At 37.4% G+C, this 19,646-nt stretch carries 22 protein-coding genes and 1 pseudogene; 14 read left to right on the forward strand and 9 right to left on the reverse strand.

Annotation, left to right across the window (positions count from 1 at the left end; genetic code table 11):
• Nucleotides 1–359: 359 nt before the first annotated feature.
• The gene (locus AAHB15_RS24675; protein WP_342043545.1) at nucleotides 360–929 is read right to left on the reverse strand and encodes a cysteine hydrolase family protein; all 570 of its coding nucleotides are present in this window, start codon (nucleotides 927–929) and stop codon (nucleotides 360–362) included.
• Nucleotides 930–1,389: 460 nt separating this feature from the next.
• Here AAHB15_RS24675 and AAHB15_RS24680 point away from each other — a divergent pair, with 460 nt between their 5' ends.
• Together AAHB15_RS24680 and AAHB15_RS24685 are read left to right on the forward strand one after the other, a co-directional pair.
• Nucleotides 1,390–1,914 (forward strand): YsnF/AvaK domain-containing protein, encoded by a 525-nt coding sequence (locus AAHB15_RS24680; protein ID WP_342043546.1) that lies wholly within the window; start codon nucleotides 1,390–1,392, stop codon nucleotides 1,912–1,914.
• 68 nt (nucleotides 1,915–1,982) lie between these two features.
• Nucleotides 1,983–2,402 carry a YsnF/AvaK domain-containing protein gene (locus AAHB15_RS24685; RefSeq protein WP_342043547.1) on the forward strand — a complete coding sequence of 140 codons (420 nt, stop codon included), beginning with the start codon at nucleotides 1,983–1,985 and terminating at the stop codon, nucleotides 2,400–2,402.
• A gap of 75 nt (nucleotides 2,403–2,477) precedes the next feature.
• Here AAHB15_RS24685 and AAHB15_RS24690 read toward each other — a convergent pair whose 3' ends face one another.
• Nucleotides 2,478–4,253, reverse strand: coding sequence for a PhoX family protein (locus tag AAHB15_RS24690; protein ID WP_342043548.1), 1,776 nt, complete (start codon nucleotides 4,251–4,253; stop codon nucleotides 2,478–2,480).
• A 349-nt stretch (nucleotides 4,254–4,602) separates the two neighbouring features.
• Between AAHB15_RS24690 and AAHB15_RS24695 the strand changes: the two genes are divergently transcribed.
• Nucleotides 4,603–4,827 (forward strand): ABC transporter, encoded by a 225-nt coding sequence (locus AAHB15_RS24695; protein ID WP_335574268.1) that lies wholly within the window; start codon nucleotides 4,603–4,605, stop codon nucleotides 4,825–4,827.
• Between the two features lie 144 nt (nucleotides 4,828–4,971).
• Here the strand turns inward: AAHB15_RS24695 and glnA are convergent, their stop codons facing one another.
• Nucleotides 4,972–6,333 carry a type I glutamate--ammonia ligase gene (glnA, locus tag AAHB15_RS24700; protein ID WP_335574269.1) on the reverse strand — a complete coding sequence of 454 codons (1,362 nt, stop codon included), beginning with the start codon at nucleotides 6,331–6,333 and terminating at the stop codon, nucleotides 4,972–4,974.
• A 463-nt stretch (nucleotides 6,334–6,796) separates the two neighbouring features.
• On the opposite strand from glnA, the gene AAHB15_RS24705 reads away from it, so the two are divergent.
• Nucleotides 6,797–7,684 carry a permease gene (locus AAHB15_RS24705; protein WP_335574270.1) on the forward strand — a complete coding sequence of 296 codons (888 nt, stop codon included), beginning with the start codon at nucleotides 6,797–6,799 and terminating at the stop codon, nucleotides 7,682–7,684.
• Between the two features lie 12 nt (nucleotides 7,685–7,696).
• Entirely contained in the window at nucleotides 7,697–8,554 is an 858-nt protein-coding gene (locus AAHB15_RS24710; protein WP_144566563.1) for a TIGR03943 family putative permease subunit, read from the forward strand.
• Between the two features lie 268 nt (nucleotides 8,555–8,822).
• Here AAHB15_RS24710 and AAHB15_RS24715 read toward each other — a convergent pair whose 3' ends face one another.
• The 4 genes from AAHB15_RS24715 to AAHB15_RS24730 form a co-directional block, all read right to left on the reverse strand.
• A complete protein-coding gene (locus tag AAHB15_RS24715; RefSeq protein WP_342043549.1) occupies nucleotides 8,823–9,992 on the reverse strand; it encodes a hypothetical protein in 1,170 nt (389 codons plus the stop codon).
• 130 nt (nucleotides 9,993–10,122) lie between these two features.
• Nucleotides 10,123–10,311, reverse strand: a complete 189-nt coding sequence (locus AAHB15_RS24720; RefSeq protein WP_335574272.1) for a hypothetical protein — start codon at nucleotides 10,309–10,311, stop codon at nucleotides 10,123–10,125.
• 91 nt (nucleotides 10,312–10,402) lie between these two features.
• The gene (locus AAHB15_RS24725; protein ID WP_342043550.1) at nucleotides 10,403–10,888 is read right to left on the reverse strand and encodes a DinB family protein; all 486 of its coding nucleotides are present in this window, start codon (nucleotides 10,886–10,888) and stop codon (nucleotides 10,403–10,405) included.
• 37 nt (nucleotides 10,889–10,925) lie between these two features.
• Nucleotides 10,926–11,447 carry a YfiT family bacillithiol transferase gene (locus AAHB15_RS24730; protein WP_342043551.1) on the reverse strand — a complete coding sequence of 174 codons (522 nt, stop codon included), beginning with the start codon at nucleotides 11,445–11,447 and terminating at the stop codon, nucleotides 10,926–10,928.
• 241 nt (nucleotides 11,448–11,688) lie between these two features.
• Here AAHB15_RS24730 and AAHB15_RS24735 point away from each other — a divergent pair, with 241 nt between their 5' ends.
• The 5 genes from AAHB15_RS24735 (at nucleotide 11,689) to AAHB15_RS24755 (ending at nucleotide 14,902) form a co-directional block, all read left to right on the forward strand.
• The gene (locus tag AAHB15_RS24735) at nucleotides 11,689–12,549 is read left to right on the forward strand and encodes an SPFH domain-containing protein (protein ID WP_335574275.1); all 861 of its coding nucleotides are present in this window, start codon (nucleotides 11,689–11,691) and stop codon (nucleotides 12,547–12,549) included.
• A 13-nt stretch (nucleotides 12,550–12,562) separates the two neighbouring features.
• Nucleotides 12,563–12,718 carry an Arc family DNA-binding protein gene (locus tag AAHB15_RS24740; protein ID WP_098533396.1) on the forward strand — a complete coding sequence of 52 codons (156 nt, stop codon included), beginning with the start codon at nucleotides 12,563–12,565 and terminating at the stop codon, nucleotides 12,716–12,718.
• Between the two features lie 162 nt (nucleotides 12,719–12,880).
• Nucleotides 12,881–14,305, forward strand: coding sequence for a Na+/H+ antiporter NhaC family protein (locus tag AAHB15_RS24745; RefSeq protein WP_335574276.1), 1,425 nt, complete (start codon nucleotides 12,881–12,883; stop codon nucleotides 14,303–14,305).
• 199 nt (nucleotides 14,306–14,504) lie between these two features.
• The gene (locus AAHB15_RS24750) at nucleotides 14,505–14,699 is read left to right on the forward strand and encodes a hypothetical protein (RefSeq protein ID WP_144566570.1); all 195 of its coding nucleotides are present in this window, start codon (nucleotides 14,505–14,507) and stop codon (nucleotides 14,697–14,699) included.
• A complete protein-coding gene (locus AAHB15_RS24755) occupies nucleotides 14,699–14,902 on the forward strand; it encodes a YwbE family protein (RefSeq protein ID WP_144566571.1) in 204 nt (67 codons plus the stop codon). Before AAHB15_RS24750 ends, AAHB15_RS24755 begins: the two co-directional genes overlap by 1 nt.
• Nucleotides 14,903–14,937: 35 nt before the next feature.
• Here AAHB15_RS24755 and AAHB15_RS24760 read toward each other — a convergent pair whose 3' ends face one another.
• Nucleotides 14,938–15,723, reverse strand: coding sequence for an arylamine N-acetyltransferase family protein (locus AAHB15_RS24760; protein ID WP_342043552.1), 786 nt, complete (start codon nucleotides 15,721–15,723; stop codon nucleotides 14,938–14,940).
• Nucleotides 15,724–15,897: 174 nt separating this feature from the next.
• Here AAHB15_RS24760 and AAHB15_RS24765 point away from each other — a divergent pair, with 174 nt between their 5' ends.
• The 4 genes from AAHB15_RS24765 (at nucleotide 15,898) to AAHB15_RS24780 (ending at nucleotide 19,071) form a co-directional block, all read left to right on the forward strand.
• Nucleotides 15,898–16,710, forward strand: coding sequence for a DUF4405 domain-containing protein (locus AAHB15_RS24765; RefSeq protein WP_342043553.1), 813 nt, complete (start codon nucleotides 15,898–15,900; stop codon nucleotides 16,708–16,710).
• A 13-nt stretch (nucleotides 16,711–16,723) separates the two neighbouring features.
• Nucleotides 16,724–17,392 (forward strand): response regulator transcription factor, encoded by a 669-nt coding sequence (locus tag AAHB15_RS24770; RefSeq protein WP_098533382.1) that lies wholly within the window; start codon nucleotides 16,724–16,726, stop codon nucleotides 17,390–17,392.
• A gap of 118 nt (nucleotides 17,393–17,510) precedes the next feature.
• Nucleotides 17,511–18,707, forward strand: a complete 1,197-nt coding sequence (locus tag AAHB15_RS24775; RefSeq protein WP_342043554.1) for a sensor histidine kinase — start codon at nucleotides 17,511–17,513, stop codon at nucleotides 18,705–18,707.
• Between the two features lie 82 nt (nucleotides 18,708–18,789).
• Nucleotides 18,790–19,071, forward strand: coding sequence for a transposase (locus AAHB15_RS24780; RefSeq protein WP_420491196.1), 282 nt, complete (start codon nucleotides 18,790–18,792; stop codon nucleotides 19,069–19,071).
• On the opposite strand, the pseudogene AAHB15_RS30305 reads toward AAHB15_RS24780, so the two are convergent.
• Nucleotides 18,981–19,598: pseudogene (locus tag AAHB15_RS30305) on the reverse strand (spore germination protein). The gene AAHB15_RS24780 and the pseudogene AAHB15_RS30305 overlap by 91 nt on opposite strands.
• Nucleotides 19,599–19,646 lie beyond the last annotated feature (48 nt).

Raw genomic sequence — 19,646 nt, forward strand, 5'->3', positions numbered from 1 at the left:
CGACCGACGGCGAGTTTTTTATTATATTGTGGGAATTGGTTTAGTGACTAATAAATGGTAATTAAGAAGGTCCTGTAATGATATTAAAAAAACAATTCAAGTGTAACAGAGACATATCTCGTAAATGGCAGCTTGATATTCCTTGTCCGAAGGCGGCCTTTGTTCGGAAAGGGGCTCTTATTTTTTTGCCTCCTCTTGTCCGAAGGCGACCTTTGTTCGGACAGAGCCTTCATTCTTTTTGCCTTCTATTGTCCGAAGACTCCCCATGTTGCGGACACGGCCTTTATTTTTTTGCCTTCCCTTTGTTCGTATGTCACCTGCATTCAGTAGCTCATGCGTGCCACCAGATAGTTGAATGCTTATTTCAAGGAATTAACCCAGTCATCCACTGTCATCACATCTGCTTGACGTGGGAACACTTTTTCAGTCAGAACACGATGAACCTCAGGGTCACCATCGAGACAAGCATCCGAAAGGACCGTAATTGCATAATCTTTATCCGCTGCTTCCCTTACTGTTGAAAGAACAACACCGCTTGTAGCAATCCCACTCAATATTAACGTGTCAATTCCCATCGAACGAAGAATGACTTCGAGGTTACTGCCAGCAAAAGCACTAACCCGAAACTTGGTTACGACTGGTTCATTAGGTTGTGGTTGAAGAGCTTCATGAATTTGCGTTCCTGGGTCTACAACCGTCATTCCACTAGATTTAGACAATACTGAAAACATTTTATTCCGTGGATTGTTCTCAGGATAACCTTCACTAAAGGCCACGCGAACAAATATAACGCGAATATCATTCCCACGCGCTGCTTCCACCGCCTTTTGGAATGGAACAAGAATGTCTTGCTTTTCTGAGTACCGTGAAACAATACCATTTTGCAAATCCATAATTAATAAAGCAGTTTTTTCATTAGGTTTCATCATTGGTATGATCTCCTTCCCATTAAAGTAAATATGTAAGTGGTAGGTATTAACAGACGATTTTATTCCTGATTGATTTAATCATTGAAAACAGACTATATTATTTTAACATAAAAATAAGCAATAAACATGCAGGACAGACTCGAACCTGTATATTTATGGCTTATTATTGTTAGCGTATATTAGGCGTATTTTATACCAGCTACCTTAATATTGTTTTTATCAGATGATCCTCAAGGCGTAACAGCATAGGTCATTTCGCATTTTGGACAGTTCATAACAATAGTTTGTAATGTAAAGGTTTCTCCACACTCACATGTTATCTTATGAGGCACTGTCGGGGCAAAGTTTTCCTTACCTTTACTTTTCACCATTTTTTCAACATAATTTTAAAGAATAAAGATTTATCCTTAGCACATTCTATAAGAGGCTTGACCAATATCAACTTACAAGGGGGATTTTTATGAGCGACTTCTTAGGTTTATTTAGTGATGACCAATCAAAAAATACCGACAATCAAAATAGCCAGACTGATTCAAGTAATCAAGGGAACGAAACCACTTCAGCTACCCAAAGTAATCAAAATGACGGCACACTCCAACTTCATAAAGAAGAGTTAGACATTACGAAAAATAATGTCGATGCCGGAGAAGTAGTGATTTCTAAAGATGTTGTTGAAGAGCAAAAATCGGTAGATGTTCCTGTTATGCACGAAGAGGTTGTCATAAAGAGAACCCCAATGAATAACGAACGAAGCGATTCATCAGCCATCTCGCAGGAGACCATCACGATCCCTGTATCTCAGGAACAAGTGGAGGTAAATAAGTACGCGGTAACGACTGAGGAAATCTCCGCTTCAAAACGTCAAGTTGAGGAAACGCAGCAAGTCCAAGAGTCACTAAAACGCGAAGAGGCTCATGTTGATACAACTGGAAGTGTGAATATCGTTTCCGATTCGTCAAGCTTTAGCGATATTAATAACAGCTAAAAAAAGCACCTATTCATTGCTAGGCAATGAATAGGTGTCTCATCACTTTCCAATGGAGGGAAATTTAGTTGACTGAAAAGCAGAATTCATTAGACCAGCAAAATGAAGTAAAACTCCAACTACATAATGAAGAAATGGAAATAAATAAAAAGTTGGTTGATACAGCTGATGTTACCATTTATAAGAAAAAATATACTGAGGAAAAGCAAATTCTGGTTCCTGTCACCCATGAGGATCTAATTATTGAGAAAAAGCTTGCAAATCCAGAAAATCCTACGGATACAAAATTGGAAACAATCCGTATTCCTTTATCTGAGGAGCAGATTGAGGTCAAATTAACCCCAGCTATTCTGAATGATGTTAAAATATATAAGAATCAATATGAAGACCTTATCCAAGTTCATGAAACCTTGAAGAAAGAAAAAGTTCACATAGAAACTGTTGGAAATGTTAAACTAGCGGACGAAGATCCTTTATCATCGGTTTGACGGCCGCCTTGGTTATCATATTAAAAAAAGCAGCCTCGCTTAAAAAAAAGACTGCAATCCATACTACTTGTCAATTTATTTATTATCTTTCCCCATAAACGGGAGCCCTGAAAGATACCCAACGTATCCTGGATTTTGCGAGCTGTTCATGAGATAGGTATGTCCGTCAAGATTATCAACCATTTGCAGGCCGGTTGATTCTCCGCCACCTGGCACCGATAGGAGTCTAGAGAGTTTTTTGGTATCAACATTATAAGCCCATGTGTAGTTATTTTCATGTTTATCCGAATCCTCGGCGATGAATAAGGTCCTCATATCTTGTGAAAATACGATATTGTCCGGATTCGCAATCTTATCAACATTGGCTGTATTTCCATCTGCATCCGGAGCTGCTAAATCTTCACCTATTAGGGTTCCTTTCATGCTTACAGGAACATAATGACTGTTGATCTTCTTGCCATCCATTGTTTTTCTATTAGGTTCGAAGGAAAGTTCATAGACTCCACCTGCACTAATTTTTGGAAGCTGGATATCATCTGCAGGGGCAGTTGGGTCAGCTAACATTGTTTTTTCTTGGTAAGAGATAGCAACATATGCTTTATTGTCTTTTTCGTTAAAATCAAGACCTTCCATTTTATTAAATTCAACAGTTGCTCCTAGATAAGCCGCATAGCGATGAGTTTCTAAGAACGCGGCAGCGGTTTCCATTCCCGGTTTCACTTTCACCCACTCTACTTTCCCGCCATTCGCGGCTGTTCTGATCGCTTTATAGCCTTCCGCTTTTCCTTTTAAAGCATCATCTGTTGCATCAAAGATATCGCTGAATTTGGTTGTGTCAGCGAGCTTCTCTATGTCTTTATCAGTTGCATGGCCAAGCTTGATCCATTCAAGATCACCCGACCCGCCATTTTCCGTGCCGGTTTGTACCCATTTAGCGGCATAAAGTGTACCTGCTGATAAATCCTTCTCTTTATCAGCCACATACATAAACAGCCCGCCAGGATTGCTGTCGATTCCATAAATAACAGTTCGATTATCAGGCATTACCTTCACTCGTTCAAAGGCCATTCTGCCCATACTGTAATGTTTGACTACCTTTGTCGCACCTTTAGCGTCCACTGTTACTTCTGGTACGTGGCCGTAGTAATAGGGATTGCCAGTTATCGTTGAATCATTATAATAGTTTTTCATGAAATTAGTGACGGCAGAAGCTGCAGGATTTTTTTCATATGCTCTAGCATCTGGGTCTGTTTCTTCAGAGCCAAGATGGGTATTCCATGGAGTCAATAAACCAGCACACGGTTTCCAAATCCCATGAACGGCTGAAAAATCAATAGGTTTGATATCGACAACGGTCAATTGACCTGTAGACGGGTCCATCTTAACGGTGCTCAGACTCATGGTTCCTGGATTTTCTATTCCATTTTCGTTTTTGGGCATAGATTCATAGTGGCTGATCAGATAATATGTATTTTCAGGTAATCCCGGAACCTTCATCAAGCTATTCATATCAGGAGCTGTCGATACGTAGGGAGTGCCATTGGATTTGGTCATCACTTGTCCGTTTGCATTCATGGTCACGCCTGCGATTTTACCATTAATCACATCTCCAGGTTTGAACAACGTTTCATAGCTGAGAGGAACTGTCATCTTTGTTCCGTCATTATAGGTCACCTTAACAGATGCCTTTGAATACATTAACTCAGCTTTTTCTTGCTGGGTCTTGGGCGCATCCATTCCGAGGAATTCAACCGATTTAATTTTGCCAGGTTCTTTAGGGGCTGCCATAACGGCATTAAATGAAGATAGTGTGAACGTTGCTGCGAGAACTGGTACTAATACTTTTTTCAATTCTTCTCACTCCAATTATTGGTTTGGTTTACTCTTAAAACAATAACGGGAAATCATTAAGCCAATGTGAAGGGAGTGTAGAAGTCATGTAAATTTTTAGAATTCTTTTTACAAACAAAACCTGACTCTGTATAGAATCAGGTCTTTTTTAATTAACTCTTTTAGGGATAGAACCATGACGAAAAAATCCACCATTCATAAGAATGATGGAGTAAAACATATTCCGAATGCCCAGTTTTTCAGCTTGAGTTATGTTAGGTCTTTTGCCTTTTTTCTATTTTAATAAAACAAATCCTCAGGTAACCGCATACACTGTTGGTGAACAACCGATGACAGGGGGTGAGAATAAATGAGTTCTAACCATTTTTGCTGGGGAGCTTTTCTTGGATTTTTAACAGGATTCTTTTGGGTACTAGCTGTAGCATTGGGCTGGATTACTACAGTACTTGGAGTAATCGGCCTAACCGGTTTCCTTGTTACCGTTATCAACTTCCTAATTGCTTTAATTGGCATCCTAGCTTTCCTTATATTCGGATTATGTGTTTTCAAAAAAGCCTGGCATCACTGTAAGTGAATAAGCCAAGGTTAATTATAGGTATTCATTCAAGCTTGTAACTTACTAAAGACGGTCTCATATTTAGGGCTCTCTTTATCTAGGCAAATAAAAAAAGCGGGCAATAAGAGGCGTAATGCGCCTTGGCCCGCTTTTATCATTAAATTAGAATTTAGAATGATAGTTATCGATTTCCCATGTATGAACTGCTGTACGGTAGCTATCCCATTCTGCTTTTTTCATAGATACATATTCATTATAAACATGCTCACCAAGTGTATTAAAAGCAATTTCTCCTGCTTCTAATTCTTTAACAGCTTCAGCTAAGCTACCTGGTAGGTTATCAATTCCCCTGAATGCTCTTTGTTCTTCACTCATGTGGAAGATGTCATCGTTAATTGGTGCTGGTGCTTCAAGGCCTTTTTCAATTCCATCTAAACCTGCAGATGCAATCACTGCAAATGTTAAGTACGGGTTAGACGATGGATCTGGACAACGTAATTCTACGCGTGTCGCAAGACCTCTTTTTGCTGGAATACGAATTAACGCTGAACGGTTTGAAGCAGACCAAGCGATATAACAAGGAGCTTCGTAACCAGGTACTAAACGCTTATAAGAGTTTACTAACGGGTTTGTTACCGCGGCAATACCCTTAACGTTTTCTAATACACCCGCAATAAATTGGTACGCTTTTTCTGATAATTGCATCTCATCAGATGGATCGAAGAATGCATTTTCGCTTCCTTCGAAGAATGACATATTCACGTGCATACCAGAACCATTGATTCCGAATACTGGTTTTGGCATAAAGGTAGCATGCATACCAAATTTCTTCGCCACTGTTTTTACAACCCACTTATAGGTAGTTGCAAGGTCAGCTGCTGTTAATACATCCGCATATTTAAAGTTAATTTCATGTTGTCCTTCAGCTACTTCGTGGTGGGAAGCTTCAATAGTAAAGCCCATTGCTTTTAACGCACGGTAGATTTCTAAACGAACGCGCTCGCCAAGATCATGTGGAGATGGTTCAAAATATCCCGCTTTATCAGTTAACTCAGTAGTTGCGTATCCATTGTCATCGTTTTTAAATAAGAAAAACTCTAACTCAGGACCTACTGAAATGGTATATCCTTTATCTGCGGCACGTTCTACTGTTTTTTTCAAAACGTTTCTAGTATCTCCCTCAAAAGGAGTTCCGTCTGGATTTGTTGCTGAGCATAGGAAACGAGCTTCTGAATATCCCGCTTCTACTGTCCAAGGAAGAACAGCAAATGTAGTCAAATCTGGTTGAAGATAAAGGTCAGATTTATTAATAGGTGAAAAACCTTTGATAGAAGATCCATCAAACATCATTTTTCCTTCGACAACATCTTCTAATTGCGCACTTGTAACAGTGACGTGTTTTAAAATTCCTTCAATATCGACAAATTGCAAGTGTAAAAGTTCAACACTTTTTTCTTTGATTATTTCTTTGATTTGTTCTAAAGTTGCTTCTGCAGTTGCGTTTGAAATTAAAGTTTCAGCCACGTCACATTACCTCTCATTTTCATGTTATATTTTGTCACATCATTTAATAACTAGATTATATTTTAAAATTATTAGTTTGACAATCCTTTTTTGCATATTTTTTTGAATATTTATTACATTATTTCCGAAAGCGTTTTCAATTGTATTTAGGTTTAATAAGGTAAATCTCTCTTTACAGCTAGATTCTTATAAATAAAAATGCAAAAATATGCAAGGTTATCAATATACCTGTTCCCTCCGTCTTCCAAACGAGCAGAAAAAAATTACCTTTTTTATAGAAATACTAAAAATGAGAACTTTTTCGAACTTGAACGCGATTATAATAATAGAAAGGGCTGCTCCAAGTTGCGAGTAGCATTTTTTAATCAAACTTTAATGAAATACCAGTTTTTTAAGTTGGACGAGAGTTGGGTAATGGGGGTATAGTAGTTTCCATGAGTTTTTTATAAATAGGAGGACTATCATGTTTGGTATTTCCTTACCGCAATCTTTTTTACAAATGAATACTATTTTTATTTCCATTCTCATTGAGGCCTTGCCCTTCGTAACACTAGGCGTACTTATATCAGGGATTATTCAAATATTTGTAACGGAAGAAATGATCGCTAAAATCATGCCTAAAAATAAAATACTAGCCGTCATTTTTGCTAGTTTCCTAGGAATTTTGTTTCCTTCATGTGAATGTGGAATTGTTCCAATCGTGAGCAGGCTAGTTTCAAAAGGAGTACCAATCTCAGCTGGTATTGCCTTCATGCTGACAGCGCCGATTATCAATCCAGTTGTCTTATTTGCCACCTTCATCGCATTCGGCAGTGATTGGAAGATGCCTTTATACCGTGCCATTGGGGCAATTGTTGTGTCGGTCGTTGTAGGTAATTTAATTGCGTTTAAATATAAAGGCAGCCCTTTTAAGGAACATGTTCATCACCACCACCATCATTCGCATGAAACAACCTTCTGGAAAAAAATCTGGCAGACACTGGATCATGCAGTGGAAGAATTTTTCTCTATGGGTAAATATTTGGTGATTGGTTCATTAATTGCTGCGGCCGTTCAGACATATATTAAAACATCGACACTTGTTTCCATTGGACAAGGACAAGCATCATCCTCTATCGTGATGATGGCTCTTTCGTTTATCCTATCACTTTGTTCTGAGGCCGATGCCTTTATTGCTTCTTCTTTTAGAACAACCTTTTCAACCGGTTCCTTATTAGCCTTTCTAGTGTTTGGACCAATGGTAGATATTAAAAATTTAATGATGATGCTGGCAACCTTTAATAAGAAACTCGTGTTTATGATTGTTTCTTCCGTTTTCGTTGTTGTCTTCGTCTACTCTTTGTTGTTTTAAGGAGTTGAAACTATGATAAGAAGCTTAATACTAATAGGGTTTACGTATTTAATTTTTCACATGCATATCACGGGAGATATTAATAAATATATCAACATGAAATATTCGTACCTTTCCGCGTCTGCGGGGTATGCGTTACTGGTGTTAACGATTATCCAGATTTTGAAGCTTAACAAGGAAGCAGACGAGTCCCATGATGAACACTGTGATCATGACCATTGCGGACACAATCATTCGAAAGAGGATAAATGGTATAAAAAACTGTTGATCTATCCGATCTTCGCCTTTCCAATTATTTCAGGATTATTTTTCCCGATAGCGACGCTGGATTCCAATATAGTCAAAGCAAAAGGATTTCATTTTCCGATTTATGATGAAAGCAAGGGCGACTCCTTTATGCAGCAGCAATTTTTACGTCCCGATACGAGTGTGTATTATGGAAAAGATGACTATGATGCGTTAATGAATAAAGAAAAGAAGAAATATGTAAATCAAAATACGATTGTTTTAAACGATCAAAATTATTTAAAAGGAATGGAAACCATCTACAACTTCCCAGGTGATTTTCTTGGAAAAGAAGTCGAGTTTAAAGGGTTTGTGTTCAATGATTCTGAATCTATTAATAAGAACCAGCTGTTTGTTTTCCGTTTTGGGGTCATTCATTGTATTGCAGACTCAGGTGTTTTTGGAATGATGGTTGAAATGCCTGATGGTACGAAGAAATTGAAAAACGATCAGTGGATTACTGTTAAAGGAAAAATATCAACGATTTATTATCAGCCATTCAAAACGAATATCCCTTACTTAAAGGTTGAGGATTGGAAGACGACCACTGCTCCAAAAGAACAGTATGTTTTTAGAGGGTATTAAGAACCAAAGCGCAAGCGCCTTGGTCAGCCCCGACAAGCATAAGACGAGCCGGCCGAAAGGTTGCTTTTTAACCTTTTGGATGGATTGGCTGTAGACCATCGAAGGGCTAGGCGCTGGAGCTGGACGTGTCTAAACATGTAAAAAGTTGTCCACAAGTAGTAAATCTATTATTTCCTAGACCGTAAAAAAATGACCTATTCCAAGTGTGAATAGGTCATTTTTTTATTTATAACGACGCAAAAAGCCTAACCGGATGAATCGCTATTATTTATATCTTCATTTTCCCTAAATCAATGATTCTTTTCAGGTAATCGTATTCTTTTTGCTCTAGAATGTCGACCTCATTGTTGGTAGCAAGAAGAATCTGATCTCTGCATTTTGCAATTCTTTGGATCATGGGATGAATCGTGAGACTTGATAAATTCACAAAGTCATATAAGTCGTTTAGGCATACGGGCAATTTGTAGCCTTTATTACTGCTCGCTATCAATAACCCGCTGTCCCGCAGCTTAGAGACAATGTTAGAACGAAAATTATGCGGATTTAATTTAACATCCCTAATTGCATTCAGATTATCTAAGATTTCTTCCGTATATACATACTCGTCCGGATTTTCCTTTAAATTAAATAAAAGAAACTTTATAAAATCTAAGCGAAGCCTCTCATCTTCATCATCACTTTTTCGATGCTTTTCAATATATTTGTAAGTTAAATTAACGGCTTGCTTAATAATAATTTCATCATATTTTGGGTGATCATGCTCTGATTGATCGTCAAAAAGAAAGTTTTTGTAGTCCTGGGGCAAAAGGTTTACGGCAGCAATCTTGCTTTTAAAAATTTTAGAAAAAGAACGGTATTGATCCGTATAGATTGTTCTTTCATATCCTGTTGCAAGAATCCTGGTGATAAGGTTCGCTAATTGAAGAAGGATGTCTGAACGAGTTTGGTTGAATCCGAAGCTGGAATAATTAAATAAATCTGGGATACTTCTTGTTTTAATATAATTGTTAAATGAACTAATAAACAGTTTAGATTCTTGTTCATCTGCTGCAAAGTCAAGCTGTTCGAACGTTCGATTTAAGTCATCATAGATTTGTCTGTTTAAGTACTTAAGGAAAGGTACTTTATACAAAATCCCATGGTCTTCTCTTATTTTTCTTTTATCAATAACATAGGCATATACACTAAATGGTAAATCCTTTAGGTCATTTATGAGCTGCATAGTCTGGGTTGGATTATGGTCGATGATATTTGCATCTAATGTTCCGGTTTGAAAGTACTTTTGGCTAATTTGAACAAGCCCACTTTCTAAAGACTCTTTATTTGATTCCTTTAGGAGAATGGACACAATTATAAAGTGGGTTGATCCATTCCCTTTTTCAAAATCAAAACAATAATCACCAAATTCATCTATAAAAGCATATTGGATTTCCTCCATCTTCCCACCGTCCAGAAATGAAATTTTGTTGTTATATACAAGTTCAACAAAATTTCATAGAAACCTCCTAAAGGATACTATTTTCAAAAAATAAAGACACTAAATAAATAGTGCCCCTTCTAACAAAGATTTACTTGTTTTTGCTGTCTTTTTCACCAACCACCGTATTTCCGATTTTCGGTTCGGTCGTGGAGTTGGTTTCATTAGGAACCCAGTCAAAACTTGGTTCGGTAGTCCCTGTTGACATCAAAGGCTGGTTGACTCCGTCGACCGTTGATGCCTTTTTGGTATTTTTGGAGTTAGAGTTGTCTTGTGCCAAACTTTTTTCCTCCTTTAGTTTTACAATTTTCTTTGCTAATTCTCCTTCTTATTATGTAACAGCATTAATGATTTATTCTCTAAAAAGAGTGTTAATTTAATTCTTCCTTCAATTCTTCTATTTGTGCAAGATGTCTTTTTTCATGCAATCCTATAAGGGGAATCCACTGTTTTAAACTTAATTCACCAAACACAGGATGCGGATATGCCCTTTGCTCTAATAATGATGGATCAGCAGTATCCACCACTTTCGTTAATACTTCACGAGATTGAGAGAGCTTATTCTTCATTTCAACTAAAGTGATAAACCTTTTTGGGGGTTCCACTCTTGAAGGTGCATTTACCTTAGTTGTCCGATTAACGGCTAAATGTATTGGTTTATCGCTTATACTTTTAGATTCTCCATTTGCCAGCTGATCGGATATAACAAATGTAATGGCCCGCTCTATTAAGTGCAGATGATGGAGAACCTGCATAATCGACCAGCGTCCATCTTGTACTTGGACATTCAACTGTTCATCTGATAAACCACTAACAGACTGCAAAACTTCCTCTCGAATCTTCTTATTTTCTTCCATATTCTAAGCCCCCTTTTTTTCAGATTGAAATGTGGCCCTACCAGCCTTTTCGACAAATTAAAGATGTAATATGTGCAAGATGGTGACTGCCATGCCAAGCATACATTCCGATATTTCTGCCTATAGAAATCTCGCCGGATACAGGATGAATAAATGTTTTTTTCATATCAGCCGGACTTAAATGACGCAAAAGGAAGACCAATCGTTTATGTAATGCTTCAAGAAGTTCTAATGAAACATCAATCGATAATTTGCTATCTGGAAGCTCTGCCCACATTCCTTCCTCATAAGGCTTGATGACAGGATTTTCTTCGGTAAGAGCTAGTTTAAAACGAATATAAGCATTCATATGACTATCTGCAAGGTGATGGACCACTTGTCGGACTGTCCAACCACCAGATCGATATGGAGTATCTAGCTGCTCTTTGTTTAAGCCTTTTACAGCCCCTCTTAAAAGTCCTGGTAATTCTTCAATCTCCTTTATCCAATCACTTGTTACCTCGTCCGTAATTCCACCATTAAAATCGAATTTCCCAATCGGATACCTTTCGTCCAACACAATCCCTCCTATAAAACAATTAATCTATTAATAATCCAGTATTAACTTAAATAAAGATAAAAGGTTTATTTCATTAAACCTCCTTCTTTCCTAACTAATTTTAGCAAATTATACCATTAAATAAAACATCCCTTTTGTAACTAATTTAAACGATGGAAATGATTTACTTTTTAATCTAATTGTACTATGATATTAATGTGATATCACTTTTATATCACTTTACCTTTGGGAGGGGTTCTAGATGAGGGAAAAATCAATTTTTAAAATCAATGGATTTGCGGCAATGATTATTGCACTTGCATGTATTGGTTTTGGTATCTTTTTAATCGTAACCGGTGCAACAATCACTGAAAAAATAGCCGGAGCAATTGTATTAGTTTTGGGATTGATTATTGCAACAAGTTTAACGATTGTTCAACCAAACGAAGCTAAAGTATTAACTTTCTTTGGTACTTATCTTGGTGTCATTCGCGATCAAGGTTTATGGGCCACTATTCCTTTTACGTTCAAACGAAGTGTTTCACTGCGTGTGACGAATTTTAACAGCGAGAAATTAAAAGTAAATGATTTAGAAGGTAATCCAATTGAAATTGCCGCTGTTGTTGTTTATAAAGTAAATGATGCTGCTAAAGCATTGTATGATGTAGAAAACTATGAAAAATTCATCCAGATACAAAGTGAAACCGGTATTCGTCATATTGCCAGCAGGTATGCCTATGATTCGTTTGAGAATACCGGAAGTACTTTAACGCTTCGTCAAAATAGCGATGAAGTGGCCGATGTGCTTGTTCAGGACCTTCAGAATAGACTTGATGTTGCTGGTGTCGATGTAATCGAAGCTCGAATTATGCATCTTGCCTACTCTTCCGAAATCGCTTCTGCTATGCTACAACGACAACAGGCACAAGCTGTTTTATCCGCTCGTAAAGTCATCGTTGACGGTGCAGTTGGACTAGTAAAAGCGGCTATTGACCAGCTTACTGAACAAGATATTGTCGAGCTAGATGAGGAGAAAAAAGCGCAGATGGTCAATAACTTGATGGTAGCGATTGTCTCAGAGAAAGGTACTCAGCCAATCATCAATACCGGAAGCATTTATTAAGGTTGTGGAGGAAATGAGTAAAAGAAAAGCTTTTCCGCTTCGAATGGATCCGAAATTATACGAAGTATTGGAAAAATGGGCAGAAGATGAGCTGCGAAGTGTAAACGCCCAAATAGAGGTTATTTTAAAAGATGCTGCCAAAAAAGCGGGAAGATTGAAAAAAGACTAAACCTTAAAAGCAATAAATAGCCTGTATCCTTTGTGATATGGGCTTTTTTATGTGGTCTTACCCCTTATGCACAGCAATTAATTCTGCCATTCAACATAATGCTCACAGCCTTGGAAATAATAAACAAATAGTTTAAAGATTAATTGCCGGAGGAAAGAGACTTTGGAGCATACTTGGCTTTCTCTGTTACCTTTTATCATTGTCGTATCCATGTCCATATGGCTGAAAAACATCTTGCCGGGCCTTGTTGTTGGCTTGCTAGCCGGGGCTTTTATTGTTCAAACTGATTTATTGGCTGGAGCCTATCAAGCTGTTTCCTATATCGTCACGACCCTCTCCAACGGGAACAATATTAAAATTATCGGGTTTCTTTATTTATTTGGCGGGCTTGTCGGCATGATGAATATTTCAGGAGGCATTAAAGGTTTTTCGGAATGGATTGGAACTAGGATTAAGACTGAACGCGGACTGTTGGGACTCATTTGGCTTACCCTCCCGTTCACGTTTATGATGCCGATGTTTCGGATTATGATGATTGGGCCCGTCGTAAAATCTCTTATTAAAAAAATGAACGTTCCGAAACAAAGGGTCGGCTTGATGATGGATATCTCCACGGAATCAGTCATTGTCCTTTTACCCGTTGCGACAGCGTTTGTGGGATTCATGGTTTCTTTAGTGGAAGGAAGTATCCGAAAGCTGCAATTAAACATGTCGGCCTATCATGTATTTTTGCTAAGTATCTTGTTCGATTTTTTTGCGATTGTAATGTTAGTGATTGGAATCCTACTTACCTTTTGGAATCCAGCAAAAAGGAATCTTTCTCAACAACGTGATCATGAACTGTTAGATGAGGAAGGAAATGAATTTCATCGGGCTGGCATTCAAAAAGAGTTGTCCTTAGTAAAAGCACAGCCCTGGCATTTGATTTTTCCAGTCTTTTTACTCTTGGGATTATCATTATTCCTATTGTGGAAAGACGGAATAGATAAAGGGGCTAAAACGGTATTCGAAGCTTTTTCGATGGCAGATGCGACATTCGTGATGCTATTAGCCGTTTTTGTTACCCTTGTTCTATCCTTTGTGTTTTACATCATAAGGCGCCAACCTTTGCATGAAATCTTATTCCATTTTTATGATGGCGGGAACCAAATGATGGAGGCCATTAGTTTACTAGTCCTCATTTGGTCATTGACATTGTCGGCAGAGGATCTCGGTTTTTCAAAGTTTATCAGCTCAACATTAGGGTCCTTTCTGCCAGCCTTTTTAACCCCGGTTACGATTTTTGTACTCGGTTCTTTGATTGGTTACTTCATCGGTTCTTCCTGGGGAACCTGGGGATTGTTTATGCCCCTAGGTATGTCACTAGCTGTTTCGACCGGAGCATCGATTCCGTTAACTGTCGGTGCAGTGTTTGCCAGCGGGGCGTTTGGTGCACTAACTTCACCGCTCGGCGATACGACGATTACGACGGCCTCTATTCTCGATATGCCGCTGGTGGATTATGCTCGTTTTAAGTTGAAAATTTCTGTGATTGGGGCAGCGATTGCGATTGGTTTGTATTTAGTTAGTGCTTTGTTTATTATTTAACGAAATTTGGAGTCTTGACGGTCAATAAGATAATTTTTCATTGACCGTTCTCATTATCCACCACTATTTTTTTAGAGGCAGTAGGGTGATCATCCTATCTCGATGAAATTACTTCCATTTTCCTTTAGCTATCCTTTCACTATCCTTAAAAATAGATTATACTGTATTAACAAAACCTATTTGAAAAAGGAGATTTTCCATGACTGAAAATAATCAAACCGAAGAATCTAAAAAGAAGGTTAGTCTTCAAGAACTAATGAAGCAACAGTTAGCAAACAAAAAGAATCAATCTTCTTCAGGAAAAGGAACTGCAAATGGCAGCCTAGCGACACAGAAAATGAAAAGCCAGCAATCAAAGAAGCCAAGCAATACCCGCAGAAAAATGGGTGTCTAATGAACGGACGAAATCGGATCAACCTGCAGCCGGGCATGACGGTTGACATTGTTTTAAAAGCAGACCAAAGATCGGGGAAGCTAACTAGGGGAATTGTCAAAGATCTCCTAACCAAATCGGCGACCCATCCTCATGGTATTAAGGTCCGCCTGACCGATGGACAGGTAGGGCGTGTACAAGTCATTCACACTCCGGAAAAATAATCAAAGCAACGCTCATTTGGGCGTTGCTTTTCATTTTAGTCTTGATTTAGACCAAAATATTGTTTAGCCAATTCCTTAAATCTCTCAGCCTCGATGGTTTCTTTTGAAACATTCCCATCCTTCCACTCTGTCCATGTAGAATTAGTTAAAGTTATATTTCCATTACTAGTAAGACGAGTAAGTAGCGGTACTTTATTAAAAGGAGACTCCGGATGTTCGGCAATAATTGATTGGATCTCATTAAATTCTGTTACATCGTAAATAGGCTTCCTAGAGTCAAAAGCATAGCCTATTTTCCACTCCGTATCTTTATGTTTTAACTTCATCTCCAGCACAAAATCCCCATAATTTGTATCCAGTTTGCGAATTCTAAATTCTCCATTATAAGAGGTGGCCGACTCTCCTGTTAAAGGAACAGGTTTTAAAGGTAAATTCCCGCCAAAGCCAGTATCCACAACATAGCTTCGACCTTCATGATTCACTAAAATACTAACATGGGTTCTGCCAAGGTCTTGATAATCCTGTTTAACATGATTGTAAACAACACCACGGACCAAGGCAGCCTCAAACCCATTTTCAATTAGGTAGAAATAGAAAAGCGAATTCAATTCATAGCAGATTCCCCCCTCCCTTCTAATCAAGATTTTGTCGACTAAGTTAGCCTTTGAAATCTCGCTTGTCTTTCGATTAATTATACATATATTTTCAAACGGAATTGATTGCGCTGTTTTTTCTAGAACACGATCTAATGAATCAAAAGTAATGTTTTGCCCCTGTGACAAGCCAATTCTCTCATGAAACAATTTACTGAACTCACTCATTCATTTCCCCCCTTGTCCTATGTCATTATTCTACCAACTTATTTGTGATCCACTGAAACCAATCCAAAAGAAAATCTTAGAACACATATTTTTCACATATTTAGTCGATAATTCCACGGAAATTCCTCTTTATACTCATCTTTAGATAGAAACAACATATTGGAGGAATTAAAAATGAAGAAAAATAAATTTAGATTTTGGCTGGATCTCGCAATGACAGTCGTATTATGTTTACTATATAGTCCTGAATCAACAAGCTTACCGCTTCATGAAATCGCAGGACTTGTCTTAGGCGGTGCCTTAATCATTCATGTCCTTTTGAATAAAAAATGGGTGGTTAACATTACTAAAAAGATTTTTTCAAAAGACCTAAAAAAGAAAACAAGGTTCTCTTATCTATTGAACGTCATCCTTTTGATTGATATGCTCTTTATTATGGTTAGTGGTTTATTTATTTCCAAAGTCGTTCTACCAAATTTCAGATATTTTCCAAATGTTAACTGGATGCCCATCCATATCGTTTCTTCCATTTTAGGACTTGTGATTGTCGGTATCCACATTGGGCTGCACTGGAATTGGATTAAGCTAATGGGCATCCAATTTCCTAAGCTGGCTAAACTATTTACATTTCGTAAACCTTCTCGAAAATTAGTGTCACGACTCATTCTAATCATTGGTACTATCTGCATGCTAGTTCAAGTACCAAAAGCGGTTTCGATGACACCAGCGATGTTTAGTAATGCTTCGGAAAACGGATTTGAGAAATTCAAAAATGAAATGAAGGATAAACAAACTGGACAGAATCAAACAAACAGTGATAAGGACTTTAAAGGACATGATGAATCATTTTCGATCATAGGGTTAGCAGGCAGTGTTCCAAACCTCGTTCTTTATTCTTCTGTTTTAGGTTCGATGGCTTTTTATACCTATTCAGTCGAAAGAAGACGAAAAAGAAAACGGACCGTTTCGGCAAATTTGGAAGGTTAAGATGGTTGTTTAAATGGCGACAATCTATTTAGTAGAAGATGAAGAACATCTTAATCAATTACTAAAAAAATATTTAGAAAAAGAGGGATACAAGGTAGTATCCTTCTTTGATGGGGAATCAGCAATGCAAAAAATTCATGATCTGCCGGATCTTTGGATTTTAGATATCATGCTGCCAGATATTGACGGTTATCAGCTAATTAAAAATATTAAAGAGTTTAATTCAAAAACCCCTGTTATTTTTATGTCAGCCCGAAATCAAGAACTGGATCGCGTTGTGGGATTAGAATTAGGCAGCGATGACTATTTATCCAAGCCGTTTTTACCAAGGGAATTAATTATCCGCACAAATAAATTAATCCAGCGAATGTCTGGTGAAAAGGCAGAAACCTCAACTGCTCATCAATTAGTTGATTATCTAGTGGACCGTAAACAGCGAACGGTTTTTGATGGTGATCAAGAAATTATTTTAACGAATAAAGAATTTACTTTACTCCTTTATTTTATTGAAAATATCAATACGGTTGTGACCAGAGAGCAGATTCTTGAAAAAGTATGGGGAAATAATTATTTCGGTTCGGACCGCGTAGTGGATGATACGATTAGAAGATTGAGAAAAAAATTAATTAGAATTGTTATTGAAACCATTTATGGTTTTGGCTACAAATTGGCAGGTAAATAATGAAGTTTAAATCCTTAACATTAGAATTTGGTTTATCATATCTGTCATTGTTTTTATAATCGTATTTATCACATCACTTGTCTTTACCTTTATACTAAGGAATCACAATGAAGATAAAATGAGATATGTCCTGCAATCTGCTCACCAACTTGTCCTTCAATCCGTTCTTGATAATAAATTAGATTCGAATATAGGCAAGATGGCCAGCCGCGAAAAAATGGGACATTTTCTTTTGAACAAACAGACGAGTGAAATAACCTCTCTTTCAGAAGACAAACAGGTCTCGAAGAAGGCATTAGTGAAAGAAATAAATGATTCAATAGCTGGGAAGAGTCATAAGAGTATAACCGAAACCCTTGATAACAAGAATTATCAAATAGAGATTAGTTATGTAAAAGATTATATTTATTTAATATCCTTTCAGGAACAACATGATGATGAAGACTCACTTCAAATCTTTCTAATTGGTCTATTAATCATTCTATGTGCACTGCCTATAGCTAAGCTTATTGCAAATAATATTGCAAAACCCCTCAAACAATTAGAAACTTACACAAAACAAATTGCCAATAAAGAATGGGATCGGGACCTTCTTTTAACGAACCAGGATGAAATTGGCCGTTTAGCCAATGCTATGACGGAAATGAAAAATGCCCTTAAATTGGCCGATGAAGAGGAAAAGAAATTCCTGCAAAGTATTTCACACGATTTAAAAACACCTGTCATGGTGATTATGAGTTATGCACAGGCCATTATCGACGGAATGTATGTAGATACGCCGGAAAATACCGCGGTAATTATTAAGAATGAAGCAATTAGGCTCGAGAAAAAAATCAAACAGGTCTTGTATTTAAACACGCTTGATTATGTATTAGATAATGAAAAAGAACAGGATGAGGTCTATTTAGATAAATTACTCTCCTATCTGGTATCTAATTTTCAAGCTGTCAACCCAGATTTATGTTGGCAATTAGATATTAAGAAAAAGCCTGCCATTATGTTAGGGAACCCAGATCGAATCCGGGTCTCGATTGAAAACATATTAGAAAATCAACTGAGATATGCAGCAACAACAATCCAAGTATCATTACTTGATTCGGGTCCTTTATGGGTTATTGAGATAAAAAATGATGGGCCACATATTCCTGAGAAGGACATTAATCAGATATTTAAAACACTCTATAAAGGTACGAAAGGTAACTTCGGACTTGGGCTAAATATCACGCAAAAAATTGTTCACTTCTACAAAGGAAGTATTGAGGTCGAGATTCAAGACGGACAGGTTTGTTTTACGATACGCTATCAAAAAAAATAATCAGCGAAAAATAAAAGTAACCCCCTTCTTTGTACTGCACCCCAAAAGTTAGAGTAAAATCTGACTTTTGGGGTGTTTATTTATGGCTAAATATAGTGAAGAGTTTAAGCTGATGATTGTAAGAGAATATAAAGAAGGTACATTAGGACATAAGCTTTTAGCCAAAAAGTATGGTGTAAAGTCATATTCACAGGTTAAAAGGTGGATAGATGCATATGAGAAGTTTGGAGAGCAAGGGTTAAAGAGGAAGAATCATAAGGAAACTTATTCTGTTCAATTTAAGCTGGAAGGCAATAATAATGCTATTAAAAGTGCAAAGAATCGTACAGCTCTTAATGTAACTCCTAACCAAAACCTCTCATAATAATCCTCAGATGCTTGCAAGAACATTTTCAACGTAGATGGCAAAATTAAAGCGTGAGGGCTCCCGTCAAGGGGTATTGCGATTCTCCCCTCTGATATATCAGATGTAAGCTTATCAGGCCTTTCGGTTGTGATTATTTGTGGGAACAGAGAAAGTTGATGATTTTCTAATAAACGTTCAATCGTACCTGAGTCATGAGTATTTTCTAATTTAATACTATTAATGCGATCAATAATTTTTTGCAACGTATCTTTTGGAACTTTATTTTCCATGTAGATTATCGCAGTAAAAGTCTTTGATTCAGATCCGTTTTTTTAAAGCGTATTTTCAAGTTGGTACTTGGTACTGCGAATCATGGCAACATTCGTTCTTATAACTTCAACGAATCCCTCTCTAGGCCCCCTTATAACCACTTCGGATTGTGGTTCTCCCACTTGCCTAAAAGTCTTTTTAGAGTAACAGATTATTCCTGCTTTATTCTTGTTAGGAAATAAGATGATACAAAAACCGTATAATAAGTACGACAATATATCCTCAATTTTATCTAAAAAAAAACTGATGCTGTGGGAAACACA

Source organism: Bacillus sp. OTU2372 (genome assembly GCF_038440275.1).
GTDB lineage: Bacteria > Bacillota > Bacilli > Bacillales > Cytobacillaceae > Neobacillus > Neobacillus bataviensis_B.

What these genes read in the sequence shown, in the direction of transcription:
- AAHB15_RS24675 (WP_342043545.1), bottom strand. Translation starts at nt 929, where the DNA reads ATGATGAAACCTAATGAAAAAACTGCTTTATTAATTATGGATTTGCAA.
- AAHB15_RS24680 (WP_342043546.1), top strand. Translation starts at nt 1,390, where the DNA reads ATGAGCGACTTCTTAGGTTTATTTAGTGATGACCAATCAAAAAATACC.
- AAHB15_RS24695 (WP_335574268.1), top strand. Translation starts at nt 4,603, where the DNA reads ATGAGTTCTAACCATTTTTGCTGGGGAGCTTTTCTTGGATTTTTAACA.
- AAHB15_RS24705 (WP_335574270.1), top strand. Translation starts at nt 6,797, where the DNA reads ATGTTTGGTATTTCCTTACCGCAATCTTTTTTACAAATGAATACTATT.
- AAHB15_RS24710 (WP_144566563.1), top strand. Translation starts at nt 7,697, where the DNA reads ATGATAAGAAGCTTAATACTAATAGGGTTTACGTATTTAATTTTTCAC.
- AAHB15_RS24715 (WP_342043549.1), bottom strand. Translation starts at nt 9,992, where the DNA reads ATGGAGGAAATCCAATATGCTTTTATAGATGAATTTGGTGATTATTGT.
- AAHB15_RS24725 (WP_342043550.1), bottom strand. Translation starts at nt 10,888, where the DNA reads ATGGAAGAAAATAAGAAGATTCGAGAGGAAGTTTTGCAGTCTGTTAGT.
- AAHB15_RS24735 (WP_335574275.1), top strand. Translation starts at nt 11,689, where the DNA reads ATGAGGGAAAAATCAATTTTTAAAATCAATGGATTTGCGGCAATGATT.
- AAHB15_RS24740 (WP_098533396.1), top strand. Translation starts at nt 12,563, where the DNA reads ATGAGTAAAAGAAAAGCTTTTCCGCTTCGAATGGATCCGAAATTATAC.
- AAHB15_RS24750 (WP_144566570.1), top strand. Translation starts at nt 14,505, where the DNA reads ATGACTGAAAATAATCAAACCGAAGAATCTAAAAAGAAGGTTAGTCTT.
- AAHB15_RS24755 (WP_144566571.1), top strand. Translation starts at nt 14,699, where the DNA reads ATGAACGGACGAAATCGGATCAACCTGCAGCCGGGCATGACGGTTGAC.
- AAHB15_RS24760 (WP_342043552.1), bottom strand. Translation starts at nt 15,723, where the DNA reads ATGAGTGAGTTCAGTAAATTGTTTCATGAGAGAATTGGCTTGTCACAG.
- AAHB15_RS24765 (WP_342043553.1), top strand. Translation starts at nt 15,898, where the DNA reads ATGAAGAAAAATAAATTTAGATTTTGGCTGGATCTCGCAATGACAGTC.
- AAHB15_RS24770 (WP_098533382.1), top strand. Translation starts at nt 16,724, where the DNA reads ATGGCGACAATCTATTTAGTAGAAGATGAAGAACATCTTAATCAATTA.
- AAHB15_RS24775 (WP_342043554.1), top strand. Translation starts at nt 17,511, where the DNA reads ATGAGATATGTCCTGCAATCTGCTCACCAACTTGTCCTTCAATCCGTT.
- AAHB15_RS24780 (WP_420491196.1), top strand. Translation starts at nt 18,790, where the DNA reads ATGGCTAAATATAGTGAAGAGTTTAAGCTGATGATTGTAAGAGAATAT.